The organism is Cohnella rhizosphaerae (assembly GCF_029525575.1).
Taxonomy (GTDB): Bacteria; Bacillota; Bacilli; order Paenibacillales; family Paenibacillaceae; genus Cohnella; species Cohnella rhizosphaerae.
This window is the reverse complement of record NZ_JAPDIA010000009.1, coordinates 259,185-275,450: the sequence shown is the minus strand read 5'-3', so window position 1 is coordinate 275,450 and position 16,266 is coordinate 259,185. Positions and strand designations below refer to the sequence as shown.

The window sequence follows — 16,266 nt, the reverse complement described above, 5'->3', positions numbered from 1 at the left end:
ACGAGAGCGTTTGATTAGCGTTTTCTCATGTAATAAACTGTGAAAAAGGCATCCTCGTTAAATCCAAACTTCCTATTAGCTTTGGGAGGCAAATCCTACACTAAATTGATCATTATTCAGTCGCAAGACATGTTCTAGCAATGCTATAAATCCATTTCCCTTAGGCTCCATAGCCCAATAAGTTTTTTCATTCATCATCACTTGTTGGCATCCTGTTGCTCTTACACTCGCTTTAGATGCGGACTGAGATGGAAAAATAAAAGTCATTTCATACTCAACGCCATTATCTGCAGGACAAGAGATGAAGGTTTGGGGAAATGAAGGAAGACTCGATATTTTTTCATACAACTTCTTAACGTCTGCTTCGTCTTGAATGCTCTTCTCAAATTCTGTATCAGATTGATGCAGAGGGTCTAAGCGTTTCACAATAAGCATGGCGGATTCTGGCTTAGGCGAAAGCATGTCGGCGTGTGGTGTAGTCGACGAATCACTGCACGAAGTCAAAAGGTAAAAGACCAAACAAATCAAAATGGTGATAGAAGTGTGCTTCATGCTTCCCTCCTTTATTATTTGCCACTATTTAAAACGCGATGAAGGAGGGATTGTTGCACTTTCCTTCCAGTTAGCTGATCAGCCTGCCGTTTCTTGACGGCAGGCTGGTTAATTGAACTATCGTTCTCCGTTAGCTTAAAGATCGGTTATGCTTTCCAATTTTGTGATGCTGCATAAATTATGATGTTCCCAAATAACCCCTGCTTGTACCCTATGTAACCCTCCATCTCAAGAAGCGAATGTAGTGTCAAACGAACAGCCTCCGTGGTCAATCCTTGTCCGTTTAACGGCTCATCCATGAAGTACCCCAGTGATCAGCTTGCTCATCTGAAATTCGTTCTAAATCAATCTATACGGGTAAGATATTTATTCTTTTGTGTAATCGAACGTTTTTACAACCTCGTACATGCCAGATTCGAATGTTGCCATTGTGAGTGCTTCTTTAAAAAAAAGGTAACGGTCTTGGATCGTCGCGCATCGCTTGATAAAGCTCCAAGCTTTGCCATTGAGCGTACATCGTTACTTTTGTTCCATCTGTGCTTTTGTGTAATGCACAAGAAATAAAACCGGGTGTAAATTTAACTGAACTTTCTGTTACCTGAGTCAACAGTTCCACGACACGTTCCTGATTTTCTGGTTCAACTTTGAAGACGTTAATAAAAGTCAAAATTGGATCATTAGCTTTGATTTGTGTCATTTTATTTTTCCTCCTCTAAATGGCAAAGATATTATAGATTGATCCCTTTTAACTCAAGATATGCAGACAAACCTGCAGCACCAAATTCGCGTCCGATACTGCTCGCTTTTTTAGCCACCTTGCTATGCTGCCCGTTAGCTGAGCAGTCAGCGATTCCGTTGACTTCAAGCGTACTGGTGAACCCACGCCTTTATTTGAAAGGCAACCTCGGTTACATCCGTATTGGTAGTATCAATAGTAGGCATAGGCGGGTTATAGACTTCATCCGCGATTTCAAGCAATCGTTTGGCAAAATGTTTGTGGTTTTGAATCTCTTCCTCCGTCCAGTTTCTTTCGCGCAGACGTTTTTCGCGCGTTTGTTCATCGCAATGCAGGTTTAGATAATAGACATGCTTAAAAAAAAGGAAAGTCCGCACATTTTTCAATGTCCCAAGGCATCATCGTTCCGCATAGGATCGTCATGCGCCCGCTTTGAGCAATATTTCGCGCAACCCGCAGCCAGATGTTTCGCATTTTCTCCCAATCGTGTCCGATAAATTCAACTAGATCATCCGGGTCGAAAATATCGAAATCAGGCATCATTCTCCGCAGTTCCTTAATGACGAATGTTTTCCCGGACCCGCTTGCGCCCGTCACGATAAATAAAGGCAATGTGTTTTCCATCGTCTAACCTCGTCTCCTCTCAATCCTATCGCCCCAACCATCCATATACATACCAGCTCCCCCCACACAGCCAGCGCGATCCAAAGGGCAATGATGAGCGCGCCCGCAATCCAGTTCTTCTGTTTACCTCGACCTCTTAGTGCCTCCGCCCTTGCCCGACATTCCTCCAGCACTTCTCGCGGGAGCAGCTTGAGAGCTATATAGACACCTAGCGGTACAATAATCAAGTCGTCCAGGTATCCAAGGACCGGTATAAAATCGGGGATCAAATCTATCGGACTAAATGCATACGCAACCACGCAGAGCGTGAAAGCTTTCGCGAACAACGGGACGCGCGGGTCGCGGTAAGCCAAATACATCGCCAGCAAGTTGGACTTCAGCTTTTTTGCCATCGCTTTGATTTTATGAAGCAACGATCGTTTTTTGGCGGCATCATCCAATGTCGAATCATCCTTTTCAGATGGCGTCGTTCGAAAAATCCAGTCCCCTGACATAACGCTGTCAGCAGAGTACCCCTATAATCGGAATCGTCAAATAAAAAACCCTCCCCGGGGCTGAAGGGACGATCTTTTATGCAATTTGCATCCGTAAGAATCATTACCGACGACTTGGAACGATTGATCGCATTTTATGAAAAGGTGACGGGCGTATCGGCGCAGCGGCCCGCTCCGGTCTTCGCAGAATTCGTTCTGCCTTCCTGCACGCTGGCGATCGGCCACTCCCAGACGGTGTCGCTGTTCGGTGCGGACGCCGCGCGCGCGGCCGCCAACCGCAGCCTCATCATCGAGTTCCGCGTGCCGGACGTCGATGCCGAGTACGCGCGTCTGGCGCCGCTCGTCGGCGAGTGGGTGCAGCAACCGACCACGATGCCTTGGGGAAACCGTTCCGCGCTGCTTCGCGACCCCGACGGCAACCTGGTCAACCTGTTCGCCCCGGTGACCGAGGATGCGCTGAAACGGTTCGCTGAACGGGCTTAACCGAACGGAAAACGGCAGTTCTCAATCGATTCGCCACCCGATTCGGCTATGAATCCAGTCTACGGATTTATGGCGCAAAATAAAAGGGAGCAGCCGCCATGACGGCGTCCTGCTCCTCAAAACTTCGTTATTCGGCTGCGTCGCGGTCACCGAGCAGCGCCTCGGCCAATGCGCCGCCCCATGTCACGTGAAACCGCGCGTCCGGATGGTTAATACCGTTCGACAGACGGTCGCAGACGCGCTCGCCGTCCCGAACCATCCGCTGCCATATGGCGTGGACGTCCAGCAGCGGAATGTCCAGCTCCGCGGACAGCGCGCGGATGCGGTCTGCGTACTTTTCCAATATGCCGTCCTCCGCCAGCCCTACGAATGCGGGAATGAGCGACTTGTGCTCGGCCGCGACGGCGTCGTTGTCTCTGTCCGTCATCATGCACGGCGTCATCAGCAGCAGCTCGGCTTCCGTATCGGACCGGATGCGCGCCGCCAGATCGGCGATCGCCTCCGCAAACGGCTCGAGCCCCGCCTCGCGTCCGTGCGCGTCGTTGTGGCCGAAGCAGATCGTGACGAGATCCGGCTTGTAAAGGAGAATGTCGCGCTCCCAGCGGGCTCTGGAGCCCGCAGCCGTATCCCCGCTCACGCCCGAATTGATGACATTCAGCACCGTGCCCGGGTATCGGCGTTCGATTTCTCTTTTCGCGACTTGATGGTAGACCCGCTCGTACTCCGATACGCCGAGCGCCATGCAGCCTTGCGTGACGCTGTCGCCCATGGCCACATACGTGACAGCTCGCGCCCCGGCGTCGCCGGCCTTCTCCCGCAAGCCGTTCGTTAAAACGAAAAAATGGCAATTGCGTCGGCCTCCCGTATTCTCTTATCGCCAGTCCAGCAAAATCCCCAAAAAGGGCTCCGTCTTATCCGTAATTAAGCGCCATGCGTCGGCCGCACGCTCCGCAGGAAAGCGGTGAGTCGCAAGCGAGCCCGTCTTGAGCCAGCCTTCGCTCACGCCTTGAAGCGTCGCGTCCATCCGCTCGCGCGTCCACCCGGACGGGGCATGCAGCGTGATCTCCATATCTCTGAGCCGCTGGATATCGATGAGCCCCCCGGCTGCCATAGAACCCGGCAGATACCAGATGACTGTCGCGCTTCATCTGCGGCAGCAGCCGATACATGGCGTCGATGTCGCCGACCGTATCGACGATCGCGGACACGCCTTCCGGCGCAAACGCGCGAACAGCCTCAGCCGCTTCGCACTCGCGCGTATTGCACCGGACGGCGTCGGCCGGGAATGCGCCGAGCCGTCGGACATGCCTGCCGAGCGCGATGACGCTTGCGCCGCGATGAAGCAGCGTCTGCGCGGTCCAGTTCGCGACGAGCCCGTCGCCGATGACGACCGCGCGGTCGCCCGGCAGGACCGGCGCCCGCATGCCGCAGTTGTATCCGACCTGCGTCAGCACGAGTCCGGCGTAGTCTTCGGAAGGCCGCCCTTCGGGCAGCTTCCACACTTGGCCGGACGGCGTGACCGCAGGGTTCACATGTCCGCCGAGCGGCTCGAACATGCCCGCTACGCGGCTGACCGTGGAGAATACGCGGTCGCCAGGCCGTACCGTCGTCACTTGCGAGCCAACCGAGAGGACGGTCCCCGTCTTCTGATAACCGGCCACGATCGGAAAAGGCCATGGCATCCCCTCTTCATAAGGCGTATCGCCGGCGATGCGCTCGCCCCGGAAATACGACGACTCCGTGCCGTTGCTGATCCAGGATACGTCCACGTCGATGACGACGTCGTCCGGCCCCGGCTCCGGCAAGTCCACCGGGCGGTAGGCCGCCGTCATCCGATCCGTAAAAACGACTGCATATCCTTGCACTGCATTCCCTCCTATGATCTACGAAAATTCCCTCGCCGGGAAGAAATGAAATTTGATCGCTTCCTGCGATTTCAACCGCTCGACCGCCTCGCCATATGCTGCGAACGAACCGCAATGCGTCTGAATGCACGTCGTGTCGAGCCCTTTGTTGACGACGGCGTCGAGCATCAGCTCGCGGTCCCTGTCGCCGAACGGCCGGTACCGGTACGACTCGAGCTTCATGCCCTTGGCCCACAGATGGTCCTCGTACTGAAGCGTCCCTCTTAATACGCCGAAGATGACGACATGCTCGTCGACGATACGCAGCAGGTGCTGGACCGATGCGGCCGCGCCGACGCAGTCGTAGCCCAGGTCGAAGCGGCGTCCGTCCAGCTCCTCGACATGCGCTGCTTGCCCGATGCCAAGCTCGCTCACGTACCGGATTCGCTGCTCGCTCACATCGATGCCGACGACCTCCGAGGCGCCCCAGATGCGGGCGACCTGAATCGCCAGCATGCCCGCCGGGCCGAGTCCGGAGACGACCATCGACTTGCCGCGCAGATCGCCGAACTGCGACAGGCCGATCATGACGCACTTGAGCAGCTCGAACGATACGGCCTGCAGGAACGTGACGCTATCCGGCAGCTTGATCAGTTCATGCTCCTTGTAGGACAGAAATTGGGCATAGGCGCCGTTGCCTTCGATATGCTCGAGGGCCGCGACCCGGTCGCCGACGCGCAAATTCCGCACGCCGCGTCCGACCTCCCGCACGGTCCCGGCCGCCTCGTGACCCGGCCAGCCCGGCGGCAGCGGATACGCGGGCGCCTTCGAATAGTCGAACATGTCGCGGCCGTCCAGCATGTTCATATCCCATCGCGGACAGGTCGCCACGACCTCGATCTCTACCCTCACCTCATGGTCCTGCAGCGCCGGCATCTCCGATTCGACGACCCCGTATTGTCCCGGCCCCGCGATTTGAAGCGACTTCATTTTCATGCCCATGGCTGCACGCTCCTTGACTGATTCATTCCTGATTTAACGCTTCACGAAGTAGAACTTGTCGACGTAGACCTCTTGCACGTTCGCAGGGTTATCCCATGGCATGATGTAGACGACTTGGCTGTTCGTCTGGGAAGGCGTGAAGGTCCCGATCTTGACGGTATGCCAGAACATATTTTCCATTTGCGAGGCCGCCTTCGTCTGCTCCGGCACAGGATACGTATTCGAAGTCACGTCGTACACGCCGTAGGAAAAGGCGGTCCCGGTCGGCTGGAAAAGTCGGTCGACGCCGCTTCCGTCCTTGTAAACATCGGTCGCGTATTTGATTTTGACGACCGCGTACAGATCGTACGATGCGCCGGGCGTCAGTTGAGCGCGGTCCCAGAACCATTGGAAGTTCCACGTTCTGGTCGACGTAACGGTATGCTTCGCCGTCTTGCCGTCGCCGGCGGACACGTCCGTCAGCCCCTTCGACGCGCCATTATTGACGTTGAATAACGGATCTTCGCCGACGTAAACGACCTTGGAGGCATCCTTCGTCAGCTTCAGAACCTTGCCGTCGCCCGGCGCGAAGCTCAGATTGCTTATCGTATAGCCGGTCGGCGTGGCCGTGAACGCGACACCCGACTGACTTCGCAGATCGGTCACCGCCGAGATACCCATCCCGAGCGCCGCACGGTCGATCGTGACGGTAACGTTGGCCGCGCTCAGGCAGTCGTGGTTCACGACGACCAGGTAGTAGTCGCCCGTCTGCCGATCGATATGCGTCGTCACATCGGCCGCCGCGTATGCCGCGTTGCCGCCGCCCGAGGCGGTCGCGACGTTCGCGACCCGCTCCATCCGGCGGATCGTCGGCTTCAGCGCCTCGATCTCGCCGAACAGCGTCTGCACGTTGCCGTAGTCCGGGCCCGGCTGGCCGTGTTCGTCCACGATGCCGTTCCAGTCCAGCTCGGTCTGGTAGACGAAATAAGTGAAGCCTTTGGACCCGTGGCCGATCGCCTCGTACGTCATCGCGCGAATCTCCGCCGCGGTCGGATTCCGCAGCCAGCCGGCCGCCTCGGTCGTCTGCAGAATCGTCCACATCGGCGCGTCGTCCGCGATATCCTTGCGCACCTGGTAGGACGAGAAGTCCGTGTACGACTCGAAGGAGAAGCCGGGATAGTGATAAATATTGCGAAAATCCCCCGATCGCGCTGCCTTCCGTGACACCGTACGGATCGATATTCATGACATGCGGCTTCTGGACGTCGTAATGCAGCGGCACCCGGTCTATCCCGACGTAAGTGCTGATGACCGCCCGACTGGGGTCGATCGTCTCGAGCATCCGCTTCATATCCTTCAAATTGTCGGCGAGCTTGGCGTCATTGCCCGGTTCGTCGTAGAGATAGTACGCGTACAAAGCGCTGTTGCTCATGTACGGCGCGACAATCTCGCCGATCCGGGCGTACATCGCCTGCTCGTCGTTGTACAGCGCTTCGTTGAACAAGGCATAAGCCGCGTCCGGGAGCCCGACGACCTTCAGCTGATGGTTCGCCGCCTGGGTCAATGTCTCGGCATAGACGGCTGCCGGCTTGGCATGCCAATTGGCGAGAAAAACGGTGTCGGCGCCCAATTGATGAATGTCCGCGAACGTATCGTCAAGATAATCGGCCGCTTCGACGGGATCGTAGGGGATCGCCCCCCGCTTCGTAGAAAACGCCCTTGGGCACATCGTTTTTCACCGGATTCGCGCTGGCTGCGAGCGACACCCCCGCGATCACCTGCACGTTCACCCGGCGCAAGTCGGTCGAACCGCTGCGGACGCGCACGACGTACAAGCCGTTGCTCACGTATTGTCCGCCGTCGTTCTTCCCGTCCCAGACGACCGCGCGGCTCCCCGAGGAAGTCGAAGCCGGCGTCAGCGTGCGAACCGTCGCCTGGTCCGATACCCGCTGTACGATGACGCTCTCCGTCTGCGGCGCCGGCAGCGTATACGCGATGCGCGTCGAATCGTTAAGTCCGTCCTGATTGGCCGGAGACAGCTTGTAGGGATAGGCGTTGATCGCCTTTGCGGCGCTCTCGTCTTCGGGCTGCCGGGTTAGCGCCACGCGATCGATCCGGACAGCCGGGAAGTTCGCCGCATTGTTGACGGGATAGAAGCAAACGCGAACGTCATGCGCGGGATCGACCGTCACCGTACCGAGCTGCACCTGATGGTAGTACGCCACCTTCGGTATCGTCGCGGAGGAGACGACCGTGGGATTGACCAGGTAGCTGCTCGTCGTCAGGTCGTACACCAAATATCCGAAAAGATCGCCCGACGACGTCTGCCAGTCGGACCGCTCCGGCTTGATGTCCGCCGTGATCCGGTACGGCTTGCCCGCCTCGATTCGGGCGCCGTCGATCTTCGCCTGCACATTCCAGCCCGAGCCCGGGCCGTTCGCCATTCTGGCGGCGCTGTGATCCGGCGTCATGCCGTCCGTCACGAGCGAAGCGCCGTTAAATTTATAGAATGACGCGTCCTCGATCTGCACGTTGCTGTATTCCTTGAAAATAAACGCGTCCACGTAAATGTCGGACACCTGTGCCGCATTGGACGCGCCCCCTACATAGAAGCTGAGCGAGTTGACCCCGGCGTTCGGCGCGAACGTGCCCAGCCTGTATTCCCGCCAGACGCCGTCCGCGGTATTCGCCGCCGCAATCGTCCGGGCGGGAACGACATCGCTTGCGTTCGTCGCGTCGTAGATGCCCGCCACGAAGGCATTGCCGGTCGGGGCAGGGACCGCGTGCTTGACCTTGACCTTGACGTAGACGTCGTACAGCTTCCCTGCCTTCAGCGTACCGAAGTCCCAATTCTGGTACTGGATCTTCCACGCCGCCGAGTCGTTCGTCATATGCGCCGAGTAGCCGTCGCCCGCGGACGCATCCGCCGTGCGTGCCGCTCCGCCGGACAATGTGAACTGATCGTCGGCAATCGCCTGGTCCTGGGCGTGCGCGCTTCCCGCGCCGAACCCGATGGCCGCAAGTAACGTTAAGAATGCAACTAGCCTGCTTGCGCCGAACTTCATCGCGATCCTCTCCCTTAGCCCGGTATGAGCGGGAGACTTGCGTCTCCCGCTGCCTTTCCGTTACACGCTTACTTCTTCAAGCCCGCGTAGGTTTCCGACGCTTTGGTCATGTTCGCCATCCAGTAGTCGATCGCTTTTTGGGCGCCCATGCCCTTCAGTTCGTCCATCATCTTCGCCTGCGTCGAGTCGTACGCTTCCTCCGTCGCCGCGTAGATCAGCTTCGGCGCCATGCGCACCAGGTAATCCGTCACCTTGGTCTCGATGCGCTTGATATCGTCCGGCATGCTCGTATCCGTGCCCAGCTCGTTGTCCATATCGTAGTAGATCGTCCGGATCTCGCCCGCTTCCACGCGCTTCTCGACGAGCTCGCCCGGATACGATACGCCGTAATGCTTCGAATAATCCTGGTCCAGCTCCGTCATCTGGGTCCGCCAGAAGTCCGCTTGATTCGTAAAATTGATCGGTGTCCCGTAATCCGGATCCGGGTAGCCGTCGACGAAGCCCGCCAGGTTCCAGTAAAGCCCGATGCCGGTATTCTGCGAGAAGTTGGGATCGTTTTTCTGCGCGTCGATCGTCGCTTGCTTCCATTGCGGCTTGCCGTCCACCACGTCCCAATCCTTGCCCTGGATGCCGTTCTGGATCAGCCTCGAGCCTTCGAAAGATTGCAGGTAGTCGATCAGCTCCATCGCCCGCTCGGGGTGCTTGCTGTTCTTGGAGATCATGACCAGGCGGTTGGAGAAGCCGTTCTCTCCGAATTCGCCCAGGTAGACGGTCTGCCCCGCCGGAACCGGCAGCGGCTCCCATCCCTTCAGCGGGTCTTCCTTGGCCAGGGCCGCGTTCGCCTCCGTCACGCCCGCCCAGGTCCAGGGCGACAGCAGGACGCGCCCGCTCTTCACCTTTTCGGTAAAGTTCTCGTACTTTTGCGTGAACGAATCGGGATCGAGCACGCCCATCTCGTTCGCTTTGCGGTAGAACTTCGTGCCTTCCCAGTAAGCGACGTTCGGATCCAATATGCCGCCCGCCGGCTTGAACGTGCCCGGCTCCAGGTAGACGAACAGGTTGTTTTTATTGATCCGGTTGAACAGGCGGTCGAACATCTCGTACGGAACGAGTCCCCAATCGAACAACGGGGCCATGCCGTACACCTTTTGTCCCTGCGCGTTCGTCGGATGCTTCTGCTGCATATCCGCGAGCAGCTTGAGCAGATCGTCCAGATTGTTCACGGCCGGGAACCCGAGCTCTTTGTAATAATCCCAGCGGATGTTGTATGCATGGTTGCCGTACTTGTACTGCGGCCCCTTCCGGCTCGCGATGCCGGGGATGGCGTACAGGCTGCCCGGTGCCGTTGCTGAAAAAACGCTTGCTAATCTCGATCTTCGACGGCGACTCCTTCAGAATGGTCTGACCGTGCTTCTCGATCAGTCCGTCCAGCGGGATGACCTGATTGCCTTCGATCATCTGCTTTAAGTACTTGGGGGCGTTCTGCAGCACGATGATGTCGGGCAGATCGCCGCCGGCCAGCATGAGGTTGAACTTTTTGTCGTCGGTTTGCGTGTCGAGCTCTAGCGTTACGCCGGTCTTCCGGCGAATCTCCTCCATGACCGGATCGTGCTGCGCGCCAGGCGCGAGCGTCGCCATGAACAAGGCATTGTCGCTCGACAGCTTGAGCGTGACCGGCTCCTTCTCCGACGCCTGCGTCGGACTCGCGCCCGCCGTGGCGGTCGCCGCAGCGCTCGACGCCGCCGCGGACGAGGCCGCGGACGGCTTCGGGTCGTTCGAACCCGCGCATCCCGTCATGACCGCTACGGTCAGGATGGCCGCCATTCCCGCGACGCGCCTTCTCTTGTTTCGAATCATCGATCGGACCCTCCATTTTTTTGTGGTTATATACGATGGCCCCGGACCGCAGGGCCCTGTATATCAAGCGTTAGCCTTTGACCGCGCCGAGCATGATGCCCTTGACGAAGTACCGCTGCATGAACGGATAGATCAGCAGGATCGGCGCCGTGACGATCATCGTGATCGCCATCTTGACATTTTGCGGAGAAATAAGGTGTCCCGACGTCTGGTTGCCCATCATGCGTCTGGTCGTCTCTTGCGCGAGCGCCTCCGATTGCTTGAGGAAGTTGAGCAGCGTCAGCTGCAGCGTCTGCAGATTCGGATCGTTGACGAGGAACAGATTGTCCATCCACGCGTTCCACTGATTGACCGCATTAAATACGGTGATCGTCGCGACGATCGGCAGCGAGACCGGGAAAATGATCCTGGCGAACACGGTCAGATAGCCGGCGCCCTCGACGACCGCGGCCTCCTCCAGCGCGGCGGGAATTTGCTCGATGAACGTTTTCATCAAAATGACGAAAAATCCGACGATCACGGTAGGCAGGATGTAAAGCCAGAAGCTGTTCTTCAGCCCCAGCATCTTCATCGTCAGGTACCAAGGGATCAAGCCTGCGTTCAAATACAGCGTCACGACGACGAAGCGATAGACGGTTTTGCGAAACGGCATTTCCTTTTTTGGTCAGCAGGTAGGAGAAAACGCGCAGCTGAACACGGTCAGGATCGTGCCGACCACGGCGCGCGCCGAGGACACCCAGAACGATACCGAGATCGTCTTCTGGCTCAGCATCTCGCGGTATACCGTCAGATTGAAGCCTTCCGGCCATAGATAAACGCCCTTCGTCACTTGGAGCGGGTCGCTCACCGAATTGATCAGGATGTAGTAGAACGGATAGACGCAGCATAGCGCGAACAAGACGAAGAAGACGGTATTAAGCGTATGAAACAGAACATCGTGCCACCGGCCGGGCCACATCGACTGAAGCACGCTCCTTTCTTTGCGGTTAAATGATGCTCTCCCCGCGTATTCTCTTGGCGATCCCGTTCACGGTGAAGAGGACGACGACGCTGACGATCGTCTTGAACATGCCGAGCACGGTCGAGTAGGAAAAATCGTTGTTCTCCAGCCCCACCCGGTACACGTAATAATCGATGACGTCGAGCTTGTCGGCGACCAGCGCGTTGTAGAACACGTAATATTGCTCGAAGCCGTTGTTCAGCATGTTGCTCACGTTCAGCAGCAGCAGCACGACGAAGGTCGGCATGATGCCCGGCACCGTGATATGCCAGATCGTGCGGAACCTGCCCGCGCCGTCGACCTTGGCCGCGTCGTAGAGTTCCTGGTCGATCCCCGCGATGGCGGCCAGATAGATGATCGCGCCCCAGCCGAGCCCTTTCCACAAGCCGACCAGCGTCTGGAACCCCCAAGCGATCTCGCTGTTGCCCAGGAAGTTGAACGGCCGCGCCAGCCATTCCAGCTTGATCAACACGTTGTTGACCACGCCGTCCGAGACTGCGAAAAAAACGTAGAACACGGAGTACACGAGCACCCAGCTGATGAAGTTCGGCAGCGTCGTCGTCACCTGCACCCATTTTCGCAGCAGCTTGCCCCTCATCTCGTTCAGCAGAATCGCGAACGCGACATACAAGGGCGACACCAAAATGCCGAGAAAACTGAGCGCGAGCGAGTTTTTCAGCACCCGAGCCAGATCCATCTCCTGCTCCGTAAAAGCGATCCTCAAATATTTCAGCCCGACGAACTCGGACCGGTTCAGCGGAATGCCCGGCTTGTAATCGAAAAAGCCGTACACCCAGCCGAAGAGCGGGACGTAGTAAAAAACGAACACCACCGCTATGAACGGAAGCGCCAGCAGCAGAAGGGTCCAGCCCTGCTTCCTTTTCACGCTTCCGGCTCCCGTTCGCCCCGCCGCCATTGCCTTCAAGTCCACTCTCCTCCTCACAACCCCTTGTCTGTCTTGCAAAGCCATCATAAAAGCAAAAAGCATGCAGCTAAATGACCGCAGCTCCGAAAATCATGTCCGTTTTTCGGAGCCGCTGCATCGTCGGCTGGCATGCCATGCGAAAGTGTTCTTATTTACGGATTTGTTTGCTTGTCTTCAGGTGTTGCGGTCGGGATGCGGATCTCGACAGTCGTGCCGCCGGACGCGGCACGGGAGATCGAGAGGCCGGACGATCCCGGGAAGTTCAGGCGAATCCGGCGGTGCACGTTGTTAAGGCCGATGCCGAACGCCGAGGACCCGGATGCGTCGGATGCGTCGGACGCGTCGGACGCCTCTACTCCCGGCTTGTCACCCGCCATCCACCGCCGCAGATCTTCCAATTTCTCGTCGGTCATGCCCTGTCCGTCGTCGACGACGCGGACGAGCAGGTCGGCGTCGACGCGTTCCGCTGCGATACGTATCGTTCCCGTGTAGCCCGTTTTCTCGAAGCCGTGAAGCACCGCATTCTCCAGCAGCGGCTGCAGGAAAAACCGCGGCACGACGCAGTCTGCCGCCCCCCTCGGCCACCTCGAATCGGATCTCGATGCCTTCGCCGTACCGGTAGTTCAAGATCGTGACGTAGTTTTCGGCGTACGCAAGCTCCTCCTTCAGCGCGCACAAAGGAGCCGTGCTTTTGAAGATGGGCCGCAGCAGGCTGCTCAAGGCCGTGATGCTCTTCGTAATGTTGTCCGCCCCGCCGACGACGGACATCCACTTGATCGTGTTCAAGGTGTTAAAAAGAAAGTGGGGGTTGATCTGCGCCTGCAGCATCTGGATCTCCGTTCTGGTCTTCTCCTTCTCCGTCTCCCGATTCTGCTCGATGAGCTGCCTGATCCCGCCCGACATCCGATTGAAGCCTCCGCTGAGCCGGCCGAATTCGTTCGTGTCGCGGTCGTCCAGCGCGATGTCGAGCTGCCCCTTCTCGACCTTTCCCATCGCCTCCATCAAGTTCCGCATCGGCCGCATGATCTTGCGGATCCAGAGCGCGGAGGCGACGAGCGCGGCGATGAAGCACACGCCCACGATCCAGAACAGCTGGTATCTCAGCTTCAGGATGTCCCCGATCAGCTCGTGAATCGGCACTTCCTTGACCATCGTCCAATCCGTGGACGGAATGCGGTAATAGACGATTTGCTCGTTGTTCCCTTTGACGCTGCCGCTCTCCGTGCCGCCCGGAATCCGGCCGCAGGCATCGCTGCCCGCGCCAAGCAGCGTTTTGTTCGCATGCGAGACGATCACGCCGGCAGCGTCGCACAGATAGATTTGTCCGTTCAGCCTGGATCGCAGGTTGTTGTACAGGGAAAACAGCTTCTCTTCCTTGACGTTCATGATCAGGATCGCGGTCGGGAGCGATTGATAGAGCGACTTGACGGAGCGCGCCGCCGTGACGAGGCTTCTGTCGCCGGCTGTCCCGGCCGCGGGCTCGGAAGGCTCGCCGAAGTCCGCCTGCCGGTTCGCGCCCGACCAGACGATCTGGGGATACGTCTTTTGCAGGCCCGCATTCAGCGATTCCCGGTACAGATCGGTTGCGTAGAAGCTGGCCCGCTTCGTATCGTCGCGGAGCAGCGCGGTCTTCTGCCCGGCGACGCCGATCGCCCTGCCGTCCTCCGCATACAGGTAGATGGAGTCCAAATATTCGTAGGTTTGCAGGTAAGCGTCCATCTCCGCCATCAGCTCGCGGTGCAATTCGATCTGGCTCGGAATCTCCTTCAGCTCGTTGTCCAGAAACTGCTGAATCTTCGGGTCGATCAGCAGCTGCTTCGTCATCTTGTCGATCTCTTCGCGGAACTCGTTGACCGAATCGCCCGCCTGCAAAAAGTACTGCATCGACGATTCGTTCGTCTTCCGTTCAAGAATGCCAAGCACGCCGAAATAAGTCAGCAGGGCGCTGACGATCAGGGCGATCAATGTGATCAGGAGAAAGGACAGCCGAAGCTCGAACTTCAGACTGCGGCTCTTGACGTTCGGCGCGATGCCGTCATGCGTCTTCAAGCCGATCCTCCTCCGCCGCGCCTCCGTCCCATTGCTTGCGGTATTCGCGCGGGCTCAGTCCGCACACCTTTTTAAAGGCCCGGCTAAAATGGCTCGTGTTGACGAATCCGACCCGTTCCCCGATCTCGTAGGCTTTTAGATTCGTATGCAAAAACAGCTCTCTCGCCCGTTCCACGCGGTAATGCAGCAGATAATCCCCGAAGTTTTGGTTCATCTCTTTTTTTGAACAGCGTGCTGAAATAATTCGCGTTCATCGACACCGTATCGGCGACCTGCTGCAAGGATAGATCCTGCGCGTAGCGGGACTCGATATAACGGAGGGCGCGGGTGATCGGACCGCTCGTGCGCTTCTGGGCGGCCAGCGCCCCGACGGATTCCCGCGCGTAGGCTTCGAGCAGGTCGATCATCTCGTCCAGCGTCCCCGCATCGACGAGCCGCTGCGCGTAAGCGGAGCAAAGCGAGGTCATCTCCTCGCCCGCCAAGCGCAGCGTCAATACCGGCGCGTGCAGCCATTGCATGAACGTATGCAGCGTGTCGCCCCTGGTACGGTAGTCGCCCCGCGCGACGAACGCGTCGATCTTCCCGGCCATGTCCGAACGGAGCTGCGGGCTTGCCGGCTCCCAGGCGTCGGCCAGCCTGAGCAGCCTTTCCCGCGCGATTGCCGGCAGGCTCGTCCCGCCGCCGGCGCCGGCGAAGTAGTCGCGCCCCGTCCCTTCCGCGAAGCTTCGCTCCAGCGCTTGGAGGCTCTCCCGGTACAGCCGCTTGAGATGCCGGTAGCCGTTCTGCCTGCCGCTGATCCCGAACGTAATCGGCACGTTGAAGTACGTCAGCATCGCGCGGCGAATTTGCCCGGTCATGCGGTTTAGCGTCTCCCCCGCGTCTCGCTCGCCGATCGCTTCGGGATGGCTGAACAACAAGACATACCGTGTGTCCGTGTCCTGGAACGCTTCGCAGCGCCCGTGCACGTTGATGACCTCGTGCAGCACGTTCATGAGCGACAGCCGGACCAGTTGGCCGTTGTCGTCGCCGAACTTTTCCCGCAAGGTTCCGAACGACGCGATCTCCATCGTGCAGACGGTCACGTTTCGCGGACTCAGGTTAAGCTCCAGCTCGACGGCCTTGCGGCCGAACGCTTCTTCGTCATACTTGCTTGCGAATAAATAATCCTTTAACAGCGTTTCCTTCATGACCGCCAGATCCGCGCCGGACGCGATCGCCCTGCGGGAGGCTTCCGGGAACGCGGAGGCCAGCTCGTCCTTGATTCTGGCCAGCATCGCCTCCATCTCTTCGGGAGTCATGCTGTGCTTCACGATATAACCGCTGACGCCGAGCGACATCGCCTGCTTGGCCAGCTCGAACTCTTCCAGGCAGGTCAGGATCAGCAGTCTGGTCTTCGGATTGACGCCGCGAATTTTCGAGAGCAGCTCGATGCCGCCCATGACCGGCATTTTCAGGTCCGTCACGACCACTTCGGGCTGCAGCTTCTCATAAGCCTGCCAGGCATCCGCGCCGTTGGGAACGTCGGCTACGACCTCCATATCAAAGCGGCGCCAGTCGACCGCATTTTTTAAGCCGAGCCTCACCAGCATTTCGTCTTCCGCAAGCAGAACGCGATAAATGGCTTCTCTCCCCTTCGTTGAAACCGTTTACTTTTAA

18 protein-coding genes and 1 pseudogene are annotated in these 16,266 nt (G+C 58.1%); 1 reads left to right on the top strand and 18 read right to left on the bottom strand.

What is annotated here, in order from left to right; genetic code table 11:
* Window positions 1-75: 75 nt before the first annotated feature.
* The 4 genes from OMP40_RS35560 to OMP40_RS35545 form a co-directional block, all read right to left on the bottom strand.
* Window positions 76-552, bottom strand: coding sequence for a hypothetical protein (locus OMP40_RS35560; protein WP_277538590.1), 477 nt, complete (start codon window positions 550-552; stop codon window positions 76-78).
* Between the two features lie 442 nt (window positions 553-994).
* Entirely contained in the window at window positions 995-1,249 is a 255-nt protein-coding gene (locus OMP40_RS35555) for an antibiotic biosynthesis monooxygenase family protein (RefSeq protein WP_277538588.1), read from the bottom strand.
* Between the two features lie 393 nt (window positions 1,250-1,642).
* On the bottom strand, window positions 1,643-1,912 hold the full coding sequence (locus OMP40_RS35550) for a hypothetical protein (RefSeq protein ID WP_277538586.1): 270 nt from the start codon (window positions 1,910-1,912) through the stop codon (window positions 1,643-1,645).
* Window positions 1,882-2,304 carry a YkvA family protein gene (locus tag OMP40_RS35545; RefSeq protein WP_277539712.1) on the bottom strand — a complete coding sequence of 141 codons (423 nt, stop codon included), beginning with the start codon at window positions 2,302-2,304 and terminating at the stop codon, window positions 1,882-1,884. The genes OMP40_RS35550 and OMP40_RS35545 overlap by 31 nt, the downstream gene beginning before the upstream one ends.
* Before the next feature lie 180 nt (window positions 2,305-2,484).
* Here OMP40_RS35545 and OMP40_RS35540 point away from each other — a divergent pair, with 180 nt between their 5' ends.
* Window positions 2,485-2,889: a VOC family protein gene (locus OMP40_RS35540; protein ID WP_277538584.1), complete on the top strand. Its 405-nt coding sequence runs from the start codon at window positions 2,485-2,487 to the stop codon at window positions 2,887-2,889.
* Between the two features lie 127 nt (window positions 2,890-3,016).
* Here the strand turns inward: OMP40_RS35540 and OMP40_RS35535 are convergent, their stop codons facing one another.
* The 14 genes and pseudogenes from OMP40_RS35535 to OMP40_RS35475 form a co-directional block, all read right to left on the bottom strand.
* Complete coding sequence (locus tag OMP40_RS35535; protein ID WP_277538582.1) at window positions 3,017-3,709, bottom strand: SGNH/GDSL hydrolase family protein; 693 nt, start codon at window positions 3,707-3,709, stop codon at window positions 3,017-3,019.
* 91 nt (window positions 3,710-3,800) lie between these two features.
* Entirely contained in the window at window positions 3,801-4,754 is a 954-nt protein-coding gene (locus OMP40_RS35530; RefSeq protein ID WP_277538580.1) for an MDR/zinc-dependent alcohol dehydrogenase-like family protein, read from the bottom strand.
* Between the two features lie 18 nt (window positions 4,755-4,772).
* The gene (locus OMP40_RS35525) at window positions 4,773-5,735 is read right to left on the bottom strand and encodes an alcohol dehydrogenase catalytic domain-containing protein (protein ID WP_277538578.1); all 963 of its coding nucleotides are present in this window, start codon (window positions 5,733-5,735) and stop codon (window positions 4,773-4,775) included.
* Between the two features lie 33 nt (window positions 5,736-5,768).
* Window positions 5,769-6,941: an alpha-amylase family protein gene (locus OMP40_RS35520; protein ID WP_277538575.1), complete on the bottom strand. Its 1,173-nt coding sequence runs from the start codon at window positions 6,939-6,941 to the stop codon at window positions 5,769-5,771.
* Between the two features lie 428 nt (window positions 6,942-7,369).
* Window positions 7,370-8,779 (bottom strand): FlgD immunoglobulin-like domain containing protein, encoded by a 1,410-nt coding sequence (locus tag OMP40_RS35515; RefSeq protein ID WP_277538571.1) that lies wholly within the window; start codon window positions 8,777-8,779, stop codon window positions 7,370-7,372.
* A gap of 68 nt (window positions 8,780-8,847) precedes the next feature.
* Window positions 8,848-9,876, bottom strand: coding sequence for an extracellular solute-binding protein (locus OMP40_RS35510; RefSeq protein WP_338131400.1), 1,029 nt, complete (start codon window positions 9,874-9,876; stop codon window positions 8,848-8,850).
* Window positions 9,845-10,636 (bottom strand): hypothetical protein, encoded by a 792-nt coding sequence (locus OMP40_RS35505; RefSeq protein WP_277538569.1) that lies wholly within the window; start codon window positions 10,634-10,636, stop codon window positions 9,845-9,847. Before OMP40_RS35505 ends, OMP40_RS35510 begins: the two co-directional genes overlap by 32 nt.
* A gap of 70 nt (window positions 10,637-10,706) precedes the next feature.
* Complete coding sequence (locus tag OMP40_RS35500) at window positions 10,707-11,288, bottom strand: carbohydrate ABC transporter permease (RefSeq protein ID WP_277538567.1); 582 nt, start codon at window positions 11,286-11,288, stop codon at window positions 10,707-10,709.
* Between the two features lie 12 nt (window positions 11,289-11,300).
* Complete coding sequence (locus OMP40_RS35495) at window positions 11,301-11,594, bottom strand: ABC transporter permease family protein (RefSeq protein WP_277538565.1); 294 nt, start codon at window positions 11,592-11,594, stop codon at window positions 11,301-11,303.
* Window positions 11,595-11,622: 28 nt separating this feature from the next.
* The gene (locus OMP40_RS35490) at window positions 11,623-12,552 is read right to left on the bottom strand and encodes an ABC transporter permease (protein WP_277539710.1); all 930 of its coding nucleotides are present in this window, start codon (window positions 12,550-12,552) and stop codon (window positions 11,623-11,625) included.
* Between the two features lie 161 nt (window positions 12,553-12,713).
* Window positions 12,714-13,079: a sensor histidine kinase gene (locus OMP40_RS35485; RefSeq protein WP_277538563.1), complete on the bottom strand. Its 366-nt coding sequence runs from the start codon at window positions 13,077-13,079 to the stop codon at window positions 12,714-12,716.
* Window positions 13,080-13,179: 100 nt separating this feature from the next.
* Window positions 13,180-13,584 (bottom strand): annotated as a pseudogene (locus tag OMP40_RS42790) (sensor histidine kinase); the annotation flags it as partial.
* Window positions 13,585-14,596: 1,012 nt separating this feature from the next.
* A complete protein-coding gene (locus OMP40_RS42785) occupies window positions 14,597-14,785 on the bottom strand; it encodes a helix-turn-helix domain-containing protein (protein WP_420872111.1) in 189 nt (62 codons plus the stop codon).
* Entirely contained in the window at window positions 14,694-16,217 is a 1,524-nt protein-coding gene (locus OMP40_RS35475) for a response regulator transcription factor (protein WP_277539709.1), read from the bottom strand. Before OMP40_RS35475 ends, OMP40_RS42785 begins: the two co-directional genes overlap by 92 nt.
* Window positions 16,218-16,266 lie beyond the last annotated feature (49 nt).

Bases quoted from the DNA above. Each gene is read 5' to 3' on its own strand.
- OMP40_RS35545 (WP_277539712.1), bottom strand. From the start codon at position 2,304: ATGGCAAAAAAGCTGAAGTCCAACTTGCTGGCGATGTATTTGGCTTAC.
- OMP40_RS35540 (WP_277538584.1), top strand. From the start codon at position 2,485: ATGCAATTTGCATCCGTAAGAATCATTACCGACGACTTGGAACGATTG.
- OMP40_RS35560 (WP_277538590.1), bottom strand. From the start codon at position 552: ATGAAGCACACTTCTATCACCATTTTGATTTGTTTGGTCTTTTACCTT.
- OMP40_RS35495 (WP_277538565.1), bottom strand. From the start codon at position 11,594: ATGTGGCCCGGCCGGTGGCACGATGTTCTGTTTCATACGCTTAATACC.
- OMP40_RS35555 (WP_277538588.1), bottom strand. From the start codon at position 1,249: ATGACACAAATCAAAGCTAATGATCCAATTTTGACTTTTATTAACGTC.
- OMP40_RS35505 (WP_277538569.1), bottom strand. From the start codon at position 10,636: ATGATTCGAAACAAGAGAAGGCGCGTCGCGGGAATGGCGGCCATCCTG.
- OMP40_RS35525 (WP_277538578.1), bottom strand. From the start codon at position 5,735: ATGGGCATGAAAATGAAGTCGCTTCAAATCGCGGGGCCGGGACAATAC.
- OMP40_RS35515 (WP_277538571.1), bottom strand. From the start codon at position 8,779: ATGAAGTTCGGCGCAAGCAGGCTAGTTGCATTCTTAACGTTACTTGCG.
- OMP40_RS35550 (WP_277538586.1), bottom strand. From the start codon at position 1,912: ATGGAAAACACATTGCCTTTATTTATCGTGACGGGCGCAAGCGGGTCC.
- OMP40_RS35510 (WP_338131400.1), bottom strand. From the start codon at position 9,876: ATGTTCGACCGCCTGTTCAACCGGATCAATAAAAACAACCTGTTCGTC.
- OMP40_RS35500 (WP_277538567.1), bottom strand. From the start codon at position 11,288: ATGCCGTTTCGCAAAACCGTCTATCGCTTCGTCGTCGTGACGCTGTAT.
- OMP40_RS35490 (WP_277539710.1), bottom strand. From the start codon at position 12,552: ATGGCGGCGGGGCGAACGGGAGCCGGAAGCGTGAAAAGGAAGCAGGGC.